The 17,218-nt window shown below is 42.7% G+C and carries 20 protein-coding genes; 4 read left to right on the forward strand and 16 right to left on the reverse strand.

What is annotated here, in order from left to right; genetic code table 11:
* Nucleotides 1-17 precede the first annotated feature (17 nt).
* From Q4492_RS02455 to cobU, 4 genes are all read right to left on the reverse strand, one after another.
* Nucleotides 18-1,559, reverse strand: a complete 1,542-nt coding sequence (locus Q4492_RS02455) for an HDOD domain-containing protein (RefSeq protein WP_303415653.1) — start codon at nt 1,557-1,559, stop codon at nt 18-20.
* A gap of 73 nt (nt 1,560-1,632) precedes the next feature.
* On the reverse strand, nt 1,633-2,241 hold the full coding sequence (locus tag Q4492_RS02460; protein WP_303415654.1) for a histidine phosphatase family protein: 609 nt from the start codon (nt 2,239-2,241) through the stop codon (nt 1,633-1,635).
* A gap of 19 nt (nt 2,242-2,260) precedes the next feature.
* Nucleotides 2,261-3,307, reverse strand: coding sequence for a nicotinate-nucleotide--dimethylbenzimidazole phosphoribosyltransferase (gene cobT, locus Q4492_RS02465; RefSeq protein WP_303415655.1), 1,047 nt, complete (start codon nt 3,305-3,307; stop codon nt 2,261-2,263).
* Nucleotides 3,304-3,831, reverse strand: a complete 528-nt coding sequence (gene cobU, locus Q4492_RS02470; protein ID WP_303415656.1) for a bifunctional adenosylcobinamide kinase/adenosylcobinamide-phosphate guanylyltransferase — start codon at nt 3,829-3,831, stop codon at nt 3,304-3,306. The genes cobT and cobU overlap by 4 nt, the downstream gene beginning before the upstream one ends.
* Nucleotides 3,832-3,976: 145 nt before the next feature.
* Between cobU and Q4492_RS02475 the strand changes: the two genes are divergently transcribed.
* Nucleotides 3,977-5,155, forward strand: coding sequence for an NnrS family protein (locus Q4492_RS02475; protein WP_303415657.1), 1,179 nt, complete (start codon nt 3,977-3,979; stop codon nt 5,153-5,155).
* Between the two features lie 40 nt (nt 5,156-5,195).
* Here Q4492_RS02475 and Q4492_RS02480 read toward each other — a convergent pair whose 3' ends face one another.
* Entirely contained in the window at nt 5,196-6,179 is a 984-nt protein-coding gene (locus Q4492_RS02480) for an MDR family oxidoreductase (RefSeq protein ID WP_303415658.1), read from the reverse strand.
* A 137-nt stretch (nt 6,180-6,316) separates the two neighbouring features.
* Between Q4492_RS02480 and Q4492_RS02485 the strand changes: the two genes are divergently transcribed.
* A complete protein-coding gene (locus tag Q4492_RS02485; RefSeq protein WP_303415659.1) occupies nt 6,317-7,048 on the forward strand; it encodes a FadR/GntR family transcriptional regulator in 732 nt (243 codons plus the stop codon).
* A 260-nt stretch (nt 7,049-7,308) separates the two neighbouring features.
* Nucleotides 7,309-7,833 carry a YhcB family protein gene (locus Q4492_RS02490; protein WP_303415660.1) on the forward strand — a complete coding sequence of 175 codons (525 nt, stop codon included), beginning with the start codon at nt 7,309-7,311 and terminating at the stop codon, nt 7,831-7,833.
* 173 nt (nt 7,834-8,006) lie between these two features.
* On the opposite strand, the gene Q4492_RS02495 is transcribed toward Q4492_RS02490, so the two are convergent.
* Nucleotides 8,007-8,345, reverse strand: a complete 339-nt coding sequence (locus Q4492_RS02495; protein WP_303415661.1) for a thioredoxin family protein — start codon at nt 8,343-8,345, stop codon at nt 8,007-8,009.
* A gap of 104 nt (nt 8,346-8,449) precedes the next feature.
* Nucleotides 8,450-9,226 carry a Nif3-like dinuclear metal center hexameric protein gene (locus Q4492_RS02500; protein WP_303415662.1) on the reverse strand — a complete coding sequence of 259 codons (777 nt, stop codon included), beginning with the start codon at nt 9,224-9,226 and terminating at the stop codon, nt 8,450-8,452.
* A 62-nt stretch (nt 9,227-9,288) separates the two neighbouring features.
* Between Q4492_RS02500 and Q4492_RS02505 the strand changes: the two genes are divergently transcribed.
* Entirely contained in the window at nt 9,289-10,437 is a 1,149-nt protein-coding gene (locus Q4492_RS02505; protein WP_303415663.1) for a trypsin-like peptidase domain-containing protein, read from the forward strand.
* Nucleotides 10,438-10,489: 52 nt separating this feature from the next.
* Here Q4492_RS02505 and hisD read toward each other — a convergent pair whose 3' ends face one another.
* From hisD to Q4492_RS02550, 9 genes are all read right to left on the reverse strand, one after another.
* Nucleotides 10,490-11,797: a histidinol dehydrogenase gene (gene hisD / locus Q4492_RS02510; protein WP_303415664.1), complete on the reverse strand. Its 1,308-nt coding sequence runs from the start codon at nt 11,795-11,797 to the stop codon at nt 10,490-10,492.
* Nucleotides 11,794-12,447, reverse strand: coding sequence for an ATP phosphoribosyltransferase (gene hisG / locus Q4492_RS02515; protein WP_303415665.1), 654 nt, complete (start codon nt 12,445-12,447; stop codon nt 11,794-11,796). The genes hisD and hisG overlap by 4 nt, the downstream gene beginning before the upstream one ends.
* Before the next feature lie 20 nt (nt 12,448-12,467).
* Nucleotides 12,468-13,730 carry a UDP-N-acetylglucosamine 1-carboxyvinyltransferase gene (gene murA / locus Q4492_RS02520; RefSeq protein ID WP_303415666.1) on the reverse strand — a complete coding sequence of 421 codons (1,263 nt, stop codon included), beginning with the start codon at nt 13,728-13,730 and terminating at the stop codon, nt 12,468-12,470.
* 19 nt (nt 13,731-13,749) lie between these two features.
* Entirely contained in the window at nt 13,750-13,992 is a 243-nt protein-coding gene (locus Q4492_RS02525) for a BolA family protein (RefSeq protein ID WP_067868889.1), read from the reverse strand.
* A gap of 113 nt (nt 13,993-14,105) precedes the next feature.
* On the reverse strand, nt 14,106-14,396 hold the full coding sequence (locus Q4492_RS02530) for a lipid asymmetry maintenance protein MlaB (RefSeq protein WP_303415667.1): 291 nt from the start codon (nt 14,394-14,396) through the stop codon (nt 14,106-14,108).
* Nucleotides 14,396-15,049 (reverse strand): phospholipid-binding protein MlaC, encoded by a 654-nt coding sequence (locus Q4492_RS02535; RefSeq protein WP_303415668.1) that lies wholly within the window; start codon nt 15,047-15,049, stop codon nt 14,396-14,398. The genes Q4492_RS02530 and Q4492_RS02535 overlap by 1 nt, the downstream gene beginning before the upstream one ends.
* 4 nt (nt 15,050-15,053) lie before the next feature.
* A complete protein-coding gene (gene mlaD / locus Q4492_RS02540; RefSeq protein WP_303415669.1) occupies nt 15,054-15,512 on the reverse strand; it encodes an outer membrane lipid asymmetry maintenance protein MlaD in 459 nt (152 codons plus the stop codon).
* A 1-nt stretch (nt 15,513) separates the two neighbouring features.
* A complete protein-coding gene (mlaE, locus tag Q4492_RS02545) occupies nt 15,514-16,293 on the reverse strand; it encodes a lipid asymmetry maintenance ABC transporter permease subunit MlaE (protein WP_197468072.1) in 780 nt (259 codons plus the stop codon).
* Nucleotides 16,293-17,105 (reverse strand): ATP-binding cassette domain-containing protein, encoded by an 813-nt coding sequence (locus Q4492_RS02550; RefSeq protein WP_303415670.1) that lies wholly within the window; start codon nt 17,103-17,105, stop codon nt 16,293-16,295. Before Q4492_RS02550 ends, mlaE begins: the two co-directional genes overlap by 1 nt.
* Nucleotides 17,106-17,218 lie beyond the last annotated feature (113 nt).

The raw sequence follows: 17,218 nt of genomic DNA on the forward strand, positions 1-17,218 counted from the left end.
AGATTCAATTCAGCCCCCTAACGCTTAGCTTTACTATCAGCGTACATTAACGCTAAGCGTGTTTGGGTGGCGAAGCGATTGAAAATATTAAAATCATTGTCCGATACTGGGCCGTTACCTTTCAAACGATCGGCGTACAACATACCAATTACCCGCTTACCCATAACTAATGGGATCAGCACAAATCCTTGGCATTCAGTTTGGGAGACAAAGTCTTGAGGTAAACGGTCGCTCCAGCCCTCGTCCTCAAGATCATTCACTAAAAGTGTAACCTGCTTTTCCATCACTCTAAAAAATAGATCACCACCTTTACTAGAGCGATCACGCTCAAAATAACGCTGCAAGGCTTCTATTTTTTTACCTTCAATCATCTTAACAGCAAGATGGTCTTTCTTTTTATTAAGCAGACAAAGTAAGCTTCGATCAAAACCACTACACTGATGAATCGCCTCTACAACCAATTTAAATATATCGTGTATAGTTCCTTCAGAACCGATTAATTCAGTCAGCTGATTTAGATACGCTAACTGCCCCTGACTACATACAACCGGTGTATCAGTGCTTTGTACATTATCACTGAGTTCAGATTCATCTTGCTCAGCTTCATCATGGGCTAAAAAAGCTAATTTACGCACCATCTCATCTTTAACAGCATTACCTGACTCAACATATTCCGGAATCAATAACTGCGCTTTGAGACCATAAGTGCGACTCACCTTAGAAACCTGACGAAAACATTGTATGGCGACCTCTCCTACATCATCAAAAGAGATGCCTGAAACATCTGATATTGCATCGATCAATTGATCATACGGCTGCTCATTACGTAAATCTTTACCATATATCTGATGCACTAAACCATTACAAAGGAAGGGCAGACTAGTTAGTAAATTACTATGCTCATCAAGTTGGTTCATACTCACGTCAGACATAGTATGTAATACCTGCTTAGGATAACCCCAGCCAGCAGCCATTTCTCGGCCTAATGCGTTAAAACTAATACCTAACACTTCGGTCTGGATAAGTGGCCAGCTTTTATTACTGGTTTTTTTCAAGCTAAGCAGTTTTCGATATTCATCTGGTAAAGTACAAGCAACAACGATCTCACCCAAACCAAATAATAATGCCGCAAGATAAGCTTCTTCAGGATCTATACTTTTTTTACTTTTCAGGGCCAGCTCTTTCGCCATATTTGCGCTAAGAAACTGCCTCATCATCATCCCAGGCACATCAAGATCTGGATGTTCATCATGAAAGCTCTCTATCAGCTTAAGCGTTAAACTGATGCTCTTAATCTGGTTGAACCCCATCAGCACAACGGCACGGGATATAACACTTACATTCCCTTGTCCCCGTTTATATGCCGATGAATTAGCAAGTTTCAATAAACGAGCAGACAAGCCCGTATCTTTCATGATTGCCATAGCCAGCGCCATAGCATCGCCCTCATCCGAGGAACTAATTTGTTGAATACGATTAATCGTTGCGCTAAACACAGGGAGGTCGCCTAAGCGATCAAGGCTATGATGAATATTCTTAAGCGTTTCTGTGTACTTCATAATTTCCCGTTTTAAGCCAATGTCCTTAATAGAGTAAGGCTTACTATGTGTTAGCACTTAACTCATGGAAAGACTAAATAGGAGACTTCACATTACTGCTAATTAATTGTGGCCAACTGTGTTTCAAGTCGGTATCAAACCTTAACTGAGTAAAGTAAGCATAGTCTACTTTTATTCTTCCCCAATACTGGGGCTTAATATCAAGTAAATCAGCTACCATTGCTCTAATTACTCCACCGTGGGTAACGATAAGTATTCGCTTCTCATCTCTCGCTAAAAGCTGTGTCTTCGCAGCCCGAACTCGGCTGGAGAAATCAGCAACAAGCTCACCTAACGGGGGCGGATTAGCTTCGGGATCTAACCAAAAATTATCAGCCAAATGAGGCTGCTGAGCATAAACAGCTTCAAATCGCTGCCCATCCCACTCGCCAAAATTGTACTCTTGTAGCTGATCAAGTATCAAAAGGTTAAGACCAAGTCGCAGGGAAACTGTTTCTGCTATATGACGGCAACGTTGAAGCGGTGAGCTCACCACCAAATCCCACCCAGGATCATGCTCGACAGCACTTAAACTATCACGCACACCCTGTTCTGAAAGTTCAGAATCAGTATGTCCTAAATACACACCCTTCAATTCAGGTTCGCCATGTCGCAATAGATCAAACTGCGTGGATTTCAGCAAAACAATTTTCTCCGCCAACTTATTGGCTGACACCCGCATCAGCAAACGTGGCCATATCACGATGCAGCGCGCATGCGGTTCTCATGATATTAACGGCGACGGCCGCACCACTGCCCTCCCCTAAACGCATACCTAAATCAAGCAGAGGCTGAATATCTAAAGAGTCTAAAATACCTTGATGGAACGCTTCTGGCGAACAATGGCCAAACACCATCCAATCTTTACTATTCGGGTTAATCTGAATCGCAATATAAGCCGCAACCGTACTAATAAAGCCATCCACCACTATAGTGATACCTAGATTAGCCGCCTTTAAATATGCTCCAACCATCGCTGCGATTTCAAACCCTCCTAGGCATTTTAGGATATCCATTGGTGAGGATAAGTGCGCTCGATGTAAAGCCAATGCTTGATCAATCACTTTGGCTTTATGCTGAACCCCTTGCGAACTTATACCTGTCCCTGAGCCTGCAACATCGGCTCCACTCAAATCAAGAAAAGCAGCCATAAGCGCTGAAGCCGATGTGGTATTAGCAATCCCCATCTCGCCCGCAACAAATAACTCAACCCCTCGGCGCCCTGCTCTAATTACCGCGTCCGCTCCAACATTAAGAGCGGCTTCTAATTGAGGCACACTCATCGCCGCTGTCTCAGTAAAGTCAGAGGAGCTAGCGGCTATAACTTTACTAACCACATCAGGGTGTTCAACAGGTGTAACTGTACCAAGATTAATAACCTCAAAATCAGCGTTTAACTGTTGGGCTAAAACAGAAATTGCAGCCCCTCCTGATGCAAAATTAAGAATCATTTGGGTCGTAACTTCTTGAGGAAACGCGGACACTTTCTGTTTCGCTACACCATGATCCGCTGCAAAAATAGAGATAGCTACACGATCACATGAGGGATATTCAACCGCTTGCAATCCTGCTAAACGAACCGCTATATCCTCCAATAAACCTAACGAACCTGGTGGCTTAGTTAATTGTGACTGCCGTTCAGTTGCTAGCGCCCTATAATGAAGATCAACAGGCTGAACACTAATCGCTAACCAATCTTTTAAATTCACAAACCCACCTGTTTTTCTGTTTTAACATCTAAAGGAATACCTGCAACACTCAAGGTAACGCGCTCCGCAATTTTGGCCAGTTCTTGATGTAAACGTCCAGTATTATCTTGGAATTGACGGCTTAGCTCACCCATAGGCACTATCCCCCATCCCACCTCATTGGAAACTAAGATCAAATCACCTTTAAAAGCCGTAACCGCCGCTATCATATCTTGCATTCCTTGCTGCATGACTGATAAATCTTTTAGCAATAAATTGGTAAGCCAAAGCGTAAGACAATCAACCAAAACAGTCTCACCGGAGCCGCTTAATTCAGAAAGCGCTTGGGGTAGGTCAATAGGTACTTCTTTAACCGTCCATTCCGCAGGACGATCTGAGCGGTGAAGCGCGATTCGCTGTTCCATTTCCGCATCACCCGCATCGGCTGTAGCAATGTAAATAACAGGTTTATTAATCGCTATAGCTCGCTCTTGTGCCAAACGACTCTTACCAGAACGAGCTCCCCCTAAAATCAATTGCCGCACACAACCTCCCAACAGACTATATTAACTATACTAAACCGCTACTCTAACCTGTTTATAGGATAGATATTTATTAACATGTATAAATAATACATAATATAAAAATAGATCCCTAGTATAACACTAGAGTCCTTCAGCGGAGATTCCGATGATTCAATTACAGGAACGCAGAGAACCTTCACCTTTCTCGCTTTTCAATCTAGGCTTCAGGCCATTTTTCTTAGCCGGAGCTGCCAGCGCTGTTATCCTAATTACTCTTTGGCTTGTTATATATAGCCAAGGTTACCAACCTCATTATTATGATTTAGCTATCACTTGGCATGCTCATGAGATGATATTTGGATTTAGCATTGCCATCATTGCAGGTTTTTTGCTCACGGCCGTTCGCACTTGGACTAATGTACAAACCCTGTATAGCTGGCCCTTAGCCGCGCTTTTTTTAGTGTGGCTCTTAGCTAGGCTACTTCCTGCATTTGAAAGCATACCCAAAGCAGTCATCGCTATTACCGATTTAATCTTTATACCTCTCGTTGCCATCAGCATCGCTTGGCCCATTATTAAATCCAAGAACTATAGAAATCTTCTATTTGTCCCTATTCTTTTCGCCTTTTTTATCGCTAATTTACTCATCCATCTAAATCTAATGGGCATAACAGAAGACACTATAGCAACAGGCCTTCAATTAGGTTTATTTCTGATTGTTATGATCATTAGCATTGTCGGCGGACGCGTTATACCCTTTTTTACAGAAAAGGGGGTCGCAGGCACTCAAAGCAGAAAGTTTCCAATAATTGAACGCTCAATTATTCCGATGACTGCCATTTGGGTTATATCTACGCTGACCAGCTATACTGAGTTTATTGTTTTTTTCAGTGCACTCGTTGGGCTGATGAATTTAATTCGGCTCGGCGGCTGGTTCAGCAACAAAGTTTTTACTGTTCCACTGGTTTGGATCCTTCAGCTTAGTTATCTATTTATCACTTTTGGCTATCTACTTTATGCTTTAAGCACCTTAAACTTGGTTAATCAGTCTATCGCTTATCATGCGTTTGCTACCGGTGGGATTGGCGGACTGACCTTAGGGATGATGTCTAGAGTTTCCCTCGGCCATACAGGACGAATACTAACCGCTGGCCCAATGATAATATCTGCATTTGTATTACTTATGCTCTCTGCGGTATTCCGTATCAGTATTGACATACTGCCACTACCCTACATGAGTACCTTGCATATTTCTGGCAGTCTGTGGGTTATCGCTTGGATTTTATTCTTACTCAAATACACAACGATTCTAATCAAACCAAGAGTAGATGGGATCTACGGATAAAAAAAGGCCTCATATGAGGCCCTTTTTTTAACCTTAAGGGTTATGCATTAAGATCAATAACAACACGGCCCTTTACTTGGCCATTAGTGATTTTCTCTGCGTATTCAGGCACATCATCTAAGCCAATTATCTGAGCAATTTCACCTAAAGCATTCTCTGGTAACTGAGTCAGTAAGCGTTGCCAAGCCATATTACGACGCTCGTAAGGGCAGCTAACTGAATCGACACCCTGAAGGCGCACATTACGTAAGATAAAAGGCATTACCGTCGAGGGAAGTTTGAAACTAGCCGCTAAACCACAAGCGGCAACAACACCGCTATAATTTGTTTCAGCAATCATTCTAGCTAATATAGTATCACCCGCTGTATCAATAGCCCCCGCCCATCTCTGTTTCTCTAAAGGTCTCGGCGGCTGCGCCATCTCATCGCGACTCAAAATTTCACTTGCACCTAAACCACGCAAGTAACCTTCTGTCTCGGCACGCCCCGTAATCGCTGCTACCTGATAACCGAGTCCAGCTAATATCGCGACTGCAACACTCCCTACTCCACCCGCAGCACCACTCACCACTATAGGACCACTCTCAGGTGTTACTCCGCCCTCTTCTAAAGCCATAACACATAACATAGCAGTTAAACCGGCAGTGCCTATTTGCATAGTACGAACCGGATCCATACCTTCAGGCAAAGGTACCAACCAATCAGCTTTCAAACGCGCATACTGGGAATATCCGCCCCAATACATTTCACCTACGCCCCACCCCGTTAAAACAACCTTATCTCCCTTTGAATAACGCGCATCCGCACTATCTTCAACAGTGCCGACTAGGTCTATTCCAGGCACCATTGGGAAATTGCGAATGATTTTACCTTTACCTGTAACAGCCAAACCGTCTTTATAGTTCAACGAAGAGTAATCCACTTTTATAAGTACATCTTCTTCTGGTAGGTCGCTCATCGCTAACTGCTCAATAGCAGACGTTGTTTTACCTTCATCTTGATTCAAAACCAGTGCTTTGAACATACTAATCTCCGTTGAACGTTTTAATAAGTTAATTTGTCATACAAATATAAAATACTATAAATATTGAATCAATAGGCTATAATTAAATTTATCTTCTACCTTAGGTTAGTAAAGAATTTAAACCAGCGGAGTGACAGGTGAATTTAGAGATAGGGCCAATCAACAAAAGTAGCTTATCAAAACAGGTAGCTGATCAGCTTCAAGAGGCTATTTTAGAAGGTACACTGAAAGCCGATGACCGCCTCCCCACAGAGGAAGAGCTCGCGCAACGCTTCCAAGTATCTCGCCCAACAATCAGAGAAGCGCTTAAAAGATTAGCCGCAAAAAACCTCATCCGCTCACGCCGCGGCCCAACGGGAGGGTCCTTTGTCAATCATTTAGGAACAAATGAACTCAGTGACCACCTAACCACCGCCACCACCCTTTTTGTCAGTATGAATGATGTCTCATTAGATGAGATCAGCAGCACTCGGCTTGAAATGGAAAGTTACTGCTTTCGCCTTGCTTGTCAGCACCGTACAGATGAAGACCTTAAACGGTTAGAGCAGCATCTCATCCATCAAAAAAATAAAAATATCAGTCCAGAAGAGTTCTGCGCAGCTGATGTTCGTTTCCATCGCGCAATTGCTGATGCCAGTCACAATAAAATGCTCAGTTTTATTATGTACACCCTGATCGAAGCACTCCAACCTGTATCAAATATGATCGCTTACAGATTTAGAGAAAGAGAAATTATTACTAGTCAGCATGAAAGAATATTTAACGCTATCAACAACCAAGACAGAAAACTAGCTTGCGCTATTTTAGAAGAGCAAATTAATTACCTGCAGCAATTACATGAAGAAGCGCAAGAAAATCACCAACAATAGCAAAACACGTGATTAGGCCCCCAAACGCTAATCCCTTATATAAAGCCAAAAAAGATACCTGAGCGACTACAAAAAGTAGAATACTCAAAGCATAGGCATCAAGCACGATTTGTTTTATGCTAAGCACTTAATTATACAACTGCTAACCAAACACTTTCTTCTACTCAGACTAAGCTCTAGGCTGCCTAAAAAGGGAGCTGCTCTGTAGAATAAATGGCATAGTGTATCGGTTAATATTCGCAAGTCATTAAGGAGATCCCGTGGAAGATTTATGGTTAATCAGCATTACTTCTTTACTTATAGGTGCTGTTATCGGCTTTTTAATGGGGCGCTCAGGTAATACATCTAATCGCCAAGCAGAACTTGCCGAACAGTTAGACAGTACAACCAAAGAGCTTGAGAACTATAAAGAAGAGGTCAATGAACACTTTGAAAAAACAGCTGCACTAGTTAACAACCTCACCAACAGCTATAAAGAAGTTCATGAGCACTTAGCAACCGGTGCCGTAGATTTATGTAAAGCAGGCACCATTGATCTCGCTTTAGAACCCGCCATGCATGCAAAAATCGAGAATCAGGACAATGAACCTGAAGAACCTTCTGAAAAAACAGAAGAAGTTACAGCTGACATTCCTCGAGACTACGCGCCCAAAAGTCCTGAAGATGAAGGTACCCTATCTGAAACCTTTGGTCTAAAAGAGGAAACAACTGGGGAAGAAACCAGTAAAGAAGGGGATGATTCAACTACAGCGGAAATAGTACCTCCTATCGCCAAGAGCAAATAAGCGATAACCCCTTTATCTAAGCATCAGTTTTTTGTAATTTCTGTATATCAAGGGTTGCGCTATTTTTAACCCAACCCTTTTTTGTATTTGCGGCTTTTCCACAAGCAAATAAACAGAAAAAACTGCACAATAACCAAATCCCCTCTGGAGTGTTTTGCTAAACGACTAATCCATCAGTGGGCGGATAAGAATAAATGACGAACATCCTCAGTACTTGTAGGTCTTATTAAACGGCCAATCTCTAAGCCATTGTGCAACAAGATCAAAGTTGGCCAAAGCTTAACTTTAAATGCTCGCCCCAACGGCTTACCCTTCCCATCATATAGCTTGATATGGGTAAGCTCAGGATGATCTTTTAACCCCTCCTGCACTATAGGCTGAGCTAATTGACAATGCGGACACCATGGCACTCCAAACTCAAGCAGAATATCCCCCTGCATCTCATTAACTTGCTCAAGCGTCGGTGCTTCTTCTAAATAATTTGAGTTAATTTCACTTTGGCCACTACTCATATAAATTAAACCCCTCAAGTTTATTAACGCTAGCCTGAAAATCCGCCATACGAAGACGCCCACCTTTATAACAGAATATCCACTGACCCTAAGGTAAGCTTAGTTTATACAGGATTGTCGATCTCTATATAGTGATGCTCTATACCAAAATGCAGCGCAAGCGCCTCTCCCAGCGCTTGCACACCATACCTTTCAGTGGCGTGATGCCCAGCGGCAAAGTAATGAATACCATTCTCTCTAGCACTATGGACTGTAGGTTCAGAAATTTCACCTGAGATGTAAGCATCCACCCCTAAACCAACTGCTTTATCTATATAGCCCTGAGCGCCTCCTGTGCACCAACCAATCGTTTTAATCTTATGCTCGCCCCCACAAATCAATAGAGGCTCTCGCCCTAAAATAGAGCCTATATGCTCTGCTAACTGCTCTGCAGTATAGGTACGCTGTAACTGGCCAATATTACCAATACTTCGAGGGTTACCAGGCTCTAACCCTGACAGTACTTCAACCCCTAAGCGTTCTGCCAATTGTGCATTATTACCAAGTAACGGATGGGCATCTAAAGGCAAATGGTAAGCAATCAAGCTAATATCATGGTCAAGTAACGCCTTAATTCTTTTTTTCTTAATTTTAGTAATACAGCTATCTTCACCTTTCCAAAAAAAACCATGATGAACCAAAATAGCATCCGCCTGCTCTGCTATAGCGGCATCAATCAACAATTGAGATGCTGTCACACCAGAAACCAACTTGCCTATTACCTCTTTCCCTTCCACCTGAAGACCATTGGGACAGTAGTCTTTAAACTGCGATGGCTCCAAAAGATCATCGATATAACTCATTAAATCTTCACGTTTCACTGACATTATTATCTTATCCATTCACAAAACTTTAATACGCCGTATAATTCTATGCTTATTCTGGGTAATTGATTACATAAGACATGCGTAAATTAAATTTTCTTGTTTGGCCTGTTCTAGCAGGGATTCTCGTAGCGGTATTACTGCTACAGCTATTCCCCAGCCTACTTTCATCAGAACCTCAGGCCATAAAGTTCAGAGAAGCCCCCTCTATACCTAAGAGTGGCATAGGGCTAGGCCCAGTCTCATATGCTGATGCTGTAGAAATTGCCGCACCGGCGGTTGTAAACATTTATACACGTACTGTTGTTCAACAGAAAGTACACCCTCTCTTCAATGACCCTTTCTTTCGTAACTTTTTTGATGCTGATAGCATCCCCCAACAAGAGAGAATCCAATCAAGCTTAGGCTCAGGCGTTATCCTTACCTCCCAAGGCTATATAGTTACTAACAACCATGTAATCACCGGCGCAGACAGTATTATAGTTGCGTTAAAAGATGGCCGTGAAGCTGTAGCAGAAGTGATTGGCACTGATCCTGAAACAGACTTAGCCGTTCTAAAAGTTGCCATGGAAGACCTTCCTAGTATTGCTCTAACCCAATCAGATAATAGCCGAGTGGGTGATGTTGTTTTAGCCATCGGCAACCCTTTTGGCGTCGGCCAAACGGTAACTATGGGAATTATAAGCGCAACCGGCCGCCACAGTTTAGGCATCAATACTTATGAAGACTTTATTCAAACAGATGCGGCCATCAATCCGGGCAACTCCGGTGGTGCACTAATTGACGCATACGGCAATTTAATTGGCATTAATACAGCGATATTCTCAAAATCCGGTGGATCTCAAGGCATTGGGTTTGCCATTCCTTCCAATTTAACAAAACAGGTTATGCAAGATCTGATCAAATATGGGAGGGTCGTACGTGGCTGGCTGGGAATTGAGATTCAAGAATTAACACCGAAACTAGCTGAATCCTTTGGCCTTAAAAACATGCAAGGACTTATTATTGCGGGCGTATTTAGAAATGGACCAGCACACTTAGCAGGGCTTCAGCCTGGCGATGTTATGTTAACGATAAATAAACAACCCATAATGAACGGCAGAAAGTCTATGACTGAAATCGCTCGTTTCAAACCCGATGAAAGCATAGATATTGAAATACTTAGAGATGGTGAAAAACTTTCTTTCAAAGCGGTGATTGGTGAACGACCTAGAACACAAGAGCAATAAAATAAAAAAACAGGCGAATGCCTGTTTTTTTATTTATATAAGAGACAAGCGTTTAATCTTTAATTCGGTACTCAGCAGAACGAGCATGAGCAGTTAAACTTTCACCCCGAGCTAATACCGAAGCAACTTTCCCCATCTCAGACGCCCCATCTTCTGAAAACATAATCAAAGATGAGCGTTTTTGAAAATCATACACGCCTAAAGGAGAGGAGAAACGCGCTGTACCTGAGGTTGGTAGTACATGGTTAGGACCTGCACAGTAATCCCCAAGCGCTTCAGCGGTATAACGTCCCATAAAGATCGCACCAGCGTGACGCACTTTAGGTAAAAGACTTTCAGGATCTGCTACCGATAGTTCCAAATGCTCTGGCGCTATTCGATTAGCAACGTCCATAGCTTCATCTAAATCTTTCACTTTTATAAGCGCTGCACGTAGACGTAATGAGATTTCAATAATCTCTTTACGTTCCATCGTAGGCAACAGCTTATTAATGCTTTGTTCTACAGCATCAATAAAGTCAGCATCAGGTGTCACTAAAATAGGTTGCGCATCCTCATCATGTTCAGCCTGAGAGAATAGATCCATAGCAACCCAATCGGGATCCGTTTTACCATCACAAACCACTAGGATTTCAGAAGGTCCTGCAATCATATCGATGCCAACAGCACCAAAGACCGCACGTTTAGCTGTAGCAACAAAAATATTTCCTGGGCCTACGATTTTGTCCACTTGAGGAATCGTATCAGTACCGTAAGCAAGTGCCGCCACAGCCTGTGCCCCACCTATACAGAACACGCGATCAACGCCCGCTAAACAAGCCGCAGCCAAAACCAGCTCATTCACGACACCACCAGGTGTCGGCACAACCATAATGATCTCTTCTACACCGGCAACTTTTGCTGGCATCGCATTCATCAGTACAGATGAAGGATAGGCTGCTTTACCACCAGGAACATAAAGCCCCACGCGATCAACAGGTGTAACCTTTTGACCAAGCATAGTGCCATCGGCTTCAGTATATTGCCAAGACTCACCTTTTTGACGCTCATGGTAAGTCTGAACTCTTTGCGCTGCCGTTTCTAAGGCTTTACGTTGATCTGCAGGCAACTCATCTAATGCTTTCTGCAAACGCTCAGCGCTCATTTCAAGCTCAGCAATACTGTTAACCGAGGTACCATCAAAGCGGTTGGTATACTCTACAACAGCGCTATCACCTTCGGTACGAACACGTTGTAAAATTTCATTTACTATTTGGTTAACTTTATCATCAGATACCGCTTCCCAAGCCAAGAGTTTGTCCATCTGTTCGTTGAAGTCTGATTGGCTTGAATCTAAACGCTTAATATTTAACTCACTCATTTAGTAACCTCCGCATCACGACGGTTAATAGCATCAGCTAGCTTATCTAAAATCGGCTGAATCTGACGATACTTCATTTTCATAGAAGGCTGACCCACCACTAAACGAGAACTAATGTCAGCGATCTCTTCCATAGGCTCTAAACCATTCGCGCGTAGCGTATTACCTGTATCAACAATATCAACGATACGATCAGCTAAACCCATTAACGGCGCGAGCTCCATAGCACCATAGAGCTTGATAATATCTACTTGTGTACCCTGCTTCGCAAAGTAATCGCGGGTCACATTGACGAACTTACTGGCTACCTTCATACGACCTTCGACCGGCTGCGCGTTTTTCGGGCCAGCAACCATCAGTTTACATTTCGATATTTTAAGATCTAAAGGCTCATAAAGACCTGCTGCACCATGCTCAAGCAGTACATCTTTACCTGCAATCCCCATGTCTGCACCGCCATACTCAACATAAGTTGGAACATCCGTTGCGCGAATAACAACCAATTTTATGTTCTCATGATTAGTATCAAAAATGAGTTTACGGCTGCTATGAATATCCTCAGCTGGAACAATGTCAGCTTCTGCCAATAAAGGCAGTGTTTCTTTAAGGATACGTCCTTTAGACAGGGCAATCGTAAGTTGCTGCTTCATAGCTCTATTTATACCTGTATTTAACCTGGCACACGCTTAATACGTGCACCTAATAACTGTAATTTCTCTTCTATGCACTCATAACCACGGTCGATATGGTAGATACGATCAATAATCGTATCGCCATCCGCAACCAGCGCAGCAATCACTAAGCTTGCCGAAGCCCTAAGGTCGGTTGCCATAACGGGAGCAGCTTGCAATCTCTCTACCCCTTCAACAATCGCTGTATTGCCATCAATATTGATTTTAGCGCCCATGCGAATCATCTCTTGCATGTGCATAAAACGATTTTCAAAGATAGTTTCTTTTAGAATACTGACGCCTTCAGATACCGCATTCATAGCAGAAAACTGTGCCTGCATATCTGTTGGAAAAGCAGGATACGGCGCTGTTGTAATGTTAATAGCTTTAGGTCTTTGACCTTTCATATCCAACTCAATCCAATCTTCACCCGTTGTAATATGTGCACCCGCTTCTTCAAGCTTCTGCAATACCGCATCGAGAATTCGAGGATTCGTGTTTTTAACTTTAACTTTACCGCGCGTAGCTGCCACAGCCGTTAAATAAGTGCCGGTCTCAATTCGGTCCGCTACAACTGGAAATTTACAGCCATGTAGTTTCTCAACACCATTAACCGTGATCGTGTCGGTACCATAACCACTAATATCCGCACCCATAGCGATCAAGCACTCGGCTAAATCGACTATTTCAGGCTCACGTGCAGCATTTTCGATAATACTTTGACCTTCAGCCAAGGTGGCTGCCATCAAAATATTTTCAGTACCCGTCACGGTGACTGTATCAAAAAAGATACGCGCACCTTTTAAGCGACCATTACTTTTAGCGCGAATATAACCCGCTTCAACAACCACATCTGCGCCCATTGCGCGTAAACCTTGGATGTGGAGATCAACAGGTCGAGATCCAATTGCACAACCACCTGGTAAAGACACTTCTGCCTCACCAAAATGAGCAAGCATAGGACCTAACACTAAAATAGAGGCCCTCATTGTCTTAACTAACTCATAGGGAGCAACTAACTGTGTAATCGTATTGGCATCAACTTCAACATTAAGTTTTTCGTCAATAACAAGCTCAACACCCATACGGCGAAGCAACTCAAGCATGGTTGTAATATCATGCAAATGAGGCAGGTTGCAGACAGTTACCGGCTCAGATGCTAGTAGTGTCGCAGCCAAAATTGGCAGTGCCGAGTTTTTTGCTCCAGAGATTTTTACTTCACCTCTGAGCGGCTCGCCACCGGTGATCATTAATTTATCCATAGTATGTCCAATCGAGGATTTAATTCTGTGTCGCTTTCCACTGCTCTGGTGTGTAAGTCTTAATGCTCAGCGCGTGAATTGTTCCATTCGCAATATATTCGTTCAGGCAAGCATAGACTAACTGCTGACACTTAACAGGGCGTAAACCTTGAAAAAGCTCACCTACCACTGTTACCTGAAAATCACAGCCTTCACCTGCGGTCGTTACGGTACAATCTTCAAGTTGAGATTCAATAATCTGCTTAACCTGTTCAGCCTGCATTAAAAGCTCCTGATCGAATGCTACAGATAGAAAAAATAAGGCGGAAATGATACCGGATCATGACAAAAAAGGCGATGCTAAGCATCGCCTTAATTCAATACCTGCAAGCTGTATTAAATAAACTGCTTTTCCAACCCAACAAGCTCAGCAATACCCTTCATTTCTACAGGAAGATTAATCGCTTTCAATTGAACCTCTCGATCTTGCACATAACGCAAACAACAAAACCAAAAAGAGAGTGCTGAGCTATCAACAGCTGTTACTTCAGCAAAGTCGATCTCAACAATGCCTTTGCAACCACTTAAAATATTCTCGGCTTTTTTACGGGCCTGCATAATGACTGGAAATTTAAACTCCCCTTCTAGACTAATCAATTGTTCATTAATCTGCCTAACGTCTGTCATTACGCGCTATCCTTTCCTGGATCAACTTTGTCTTTCCAAGTAGAGATAACTAATCCTACATCACCCTTGTTTCGCTCCATTAAGTCCGCAAATTGATTTTTAAAGCTCAAGCGAATATTAATAGATCCATCAAGAATAGCATTGACGAGTTTCCAAGCACCCTCTTCTTTCTTCATGTAGTAAACTAAAGAGTACTTTGTACCATCCGCAGAAAACACATCAACCGTAACAATTTGCTTATTGATATCTGGGCTCTCTTTACGCGGAGGCACCATCTCATACTTATCAATTTTGAAACCGACTAGAGCTTTTGCATAAGTTTTCAACAAGGTCGTTTTAAAAACACCAGAAAACTCAATACGTTGCTCTTTTGAAGCACGGCGATAGTATTTCCCCATCACCTGTTTCGAAATATAATCAAAATCAACAATAGGCGATAAAACCGTATCGATTTCAGCAACCAGCTGATCTTCTTGCCCTTCTACCACAAGCTCTTCACGCTCTAATAACTTAAGAACATTCTGAGTCGCGGTCTGAATAACCCCACCAGCTTCATTATATGTATCGATTTCAGCTCGAACCGACATACTCAACAACGCAATCAATGCGATCGTTAAACAAGTTTTTACTTGGTTCACACAGTTATAATACATAGCCTTACTCACTCACCTCATTAAATAGGAATTTTCCTATTAGATCCTCAAGCACCAACGCCGATTGAGTATCCTCAATATAGGCACCCTCTTTAAGGTTTTCATCTTCAGCCCCTACAGAAATGCCTATATATTGCTCACCTAATAGGCCCGCAGTCAGGATTGAAGCCGAACTATCTACTGAAAGAAAATCTACATTGCCATGAATATTCATGGCGACACGCGCCATCAACATATCACGATCTAATGTAATATCTGCCACTTCGCCTATTGCCACACCTGACATAGTCACTTTTGCACGCGGTGTTAAACCGCCAATATTTTCAAAACGAGCATAGACAGTATAAGTGTTGTCAGAATTAGACAGGTTTAAACCACTTACGTTCAATGCAAGCCCAACTAAAGCAACGACGCCGGCCAAAACAAAGGCACCTACGCTGATCTCCAAGATCCGCATACGCATATTAAAGCTCTCCAAACATTACAGCAGTAAGAATAAAATCTAGCCCAAGCACCGCCAACGATGCATAGACCACAGTTTTTGTTGTTGCCTGACTAATCCCTTCCGAAGTCGGCATACAATCATAGCCTTGGAACACAGCGATCCAAGTAACAACGAAGCCAAAGACAACGGCCTTTATAAGACCATTCAAGACATCATCATAAAAATCAACTGAGTTCTGCATGTTAGCCCAAAATGAGCCATCATATATACCCAGCCATTCAACACCCACTATCGCACCGCCATAAACACCGACAAGGGCAAATATAGCGGATAAAATAGGTAAGCATACAAATCCAGCCCAAAACCTTGGTGCCACAATCCGTCTTAGGGGATCAACACCAATCATTTCTAAACTTGATAACTGCTCAGTCGCTTTCATTAGGCCAATTTCAGCCGTCAAAGCAGATCCTGCTCGCCCAGCAAACAATAACGCAGTTACAACTGGCGCAAGCTCTCTAACCAAACTCAGCGCAACCATCTGTCCAACCGCTTGCTCAGAGCCATAGTCAACTAAAATTGTATAGCCTTGTAAACCAAGCACCATACCAATAAACAAACCTGATACCACAATAATAATTAGTGATAACACACCCACAAAATAAACTTGTTTCACAAACAGTGGAAACATAATTACGGGCTGGGGCTTAGCGACAAGAGATTGAAACAACATCATCCCTGCTCGGCCAAAAGCGGCTAATTTACTTAGTGCAGCGTGACCTAATAACGCTAATTGATTCATTATCCCTGACCTCTTAACAGATCGGTTTCATAATCACCCGCAGGATAATGAAACGGTACAGGCCCGTCAGGTAATCCATGCATAAACTGTTTAACCTGCGGCGAATCATCTTGACGCAATTCTTCCGGTGTACCTGAAGCGATCACCTTAGAGTCCGCAATAATATGGATGTAATCAGCAATACCTAAAGTTTCCTGAATATCGTGGGAAACTATAATACTCGTATGCCCTAAGGAGTTATTTAAACGGCGAATAAGATTAACCAAGACACCCATTGCGATAGGATCCTGACCAGTAAAAGGCTCATCATACATAACAATATCAGGATCGAGTGCAATAGCTCTAGCCAACGCAACTCGACGGGCCATACCACCAGATAGCTCACTAGGCATCAGATTATGTGCCCCTCTTAGACCCACAGCCTGAAGTTTCATTAAAACAACATCGCGAATCATATCATCGCTTAAATCTGTATGGACGCGGATAGGAAATGCAACATTTTCAAATACACTTATATCAGTAAATAAAGCCCCACTTTGAAAGAGCATGCCCATACGCTCTCGCACCGAAAACAGATCGCTACGGTTGAGTTCTGGAATATTTTCATCATCAACCAATATAGAACCTGCATCAGGTTTCAACTGACCGCCAATTAATCTAAGCAGTGTTGTTTTACCTGTACCTGACGGCCCCATTATTCCGGTAATTTTGCCACGCGGAATTTTAATATCGACCTCATCATAAATGGATCGATCACCACGGGAAAAACTCAGCTTTTGGATATCGATGACGACATCATCAAATTCGTTCATAAGATTCCGTTATAACTTTGAAAAGAACATTTTTATAGTTCCATTCAGACTTTGTTAACGTCCCTTTATATAGTGCGTATCATAAAGGGCTGGCAACTATACCATTTCGTTCT

Source organism: Neptuniibacter sp. 1_MG-2023, from assembly GCF_030547185.1.
Lineage (GTDB): Bacteria > Pseudomonadota > Gammaproteobacteria > Pseudomonadales > Balneatricaceae > Neptuniibacter.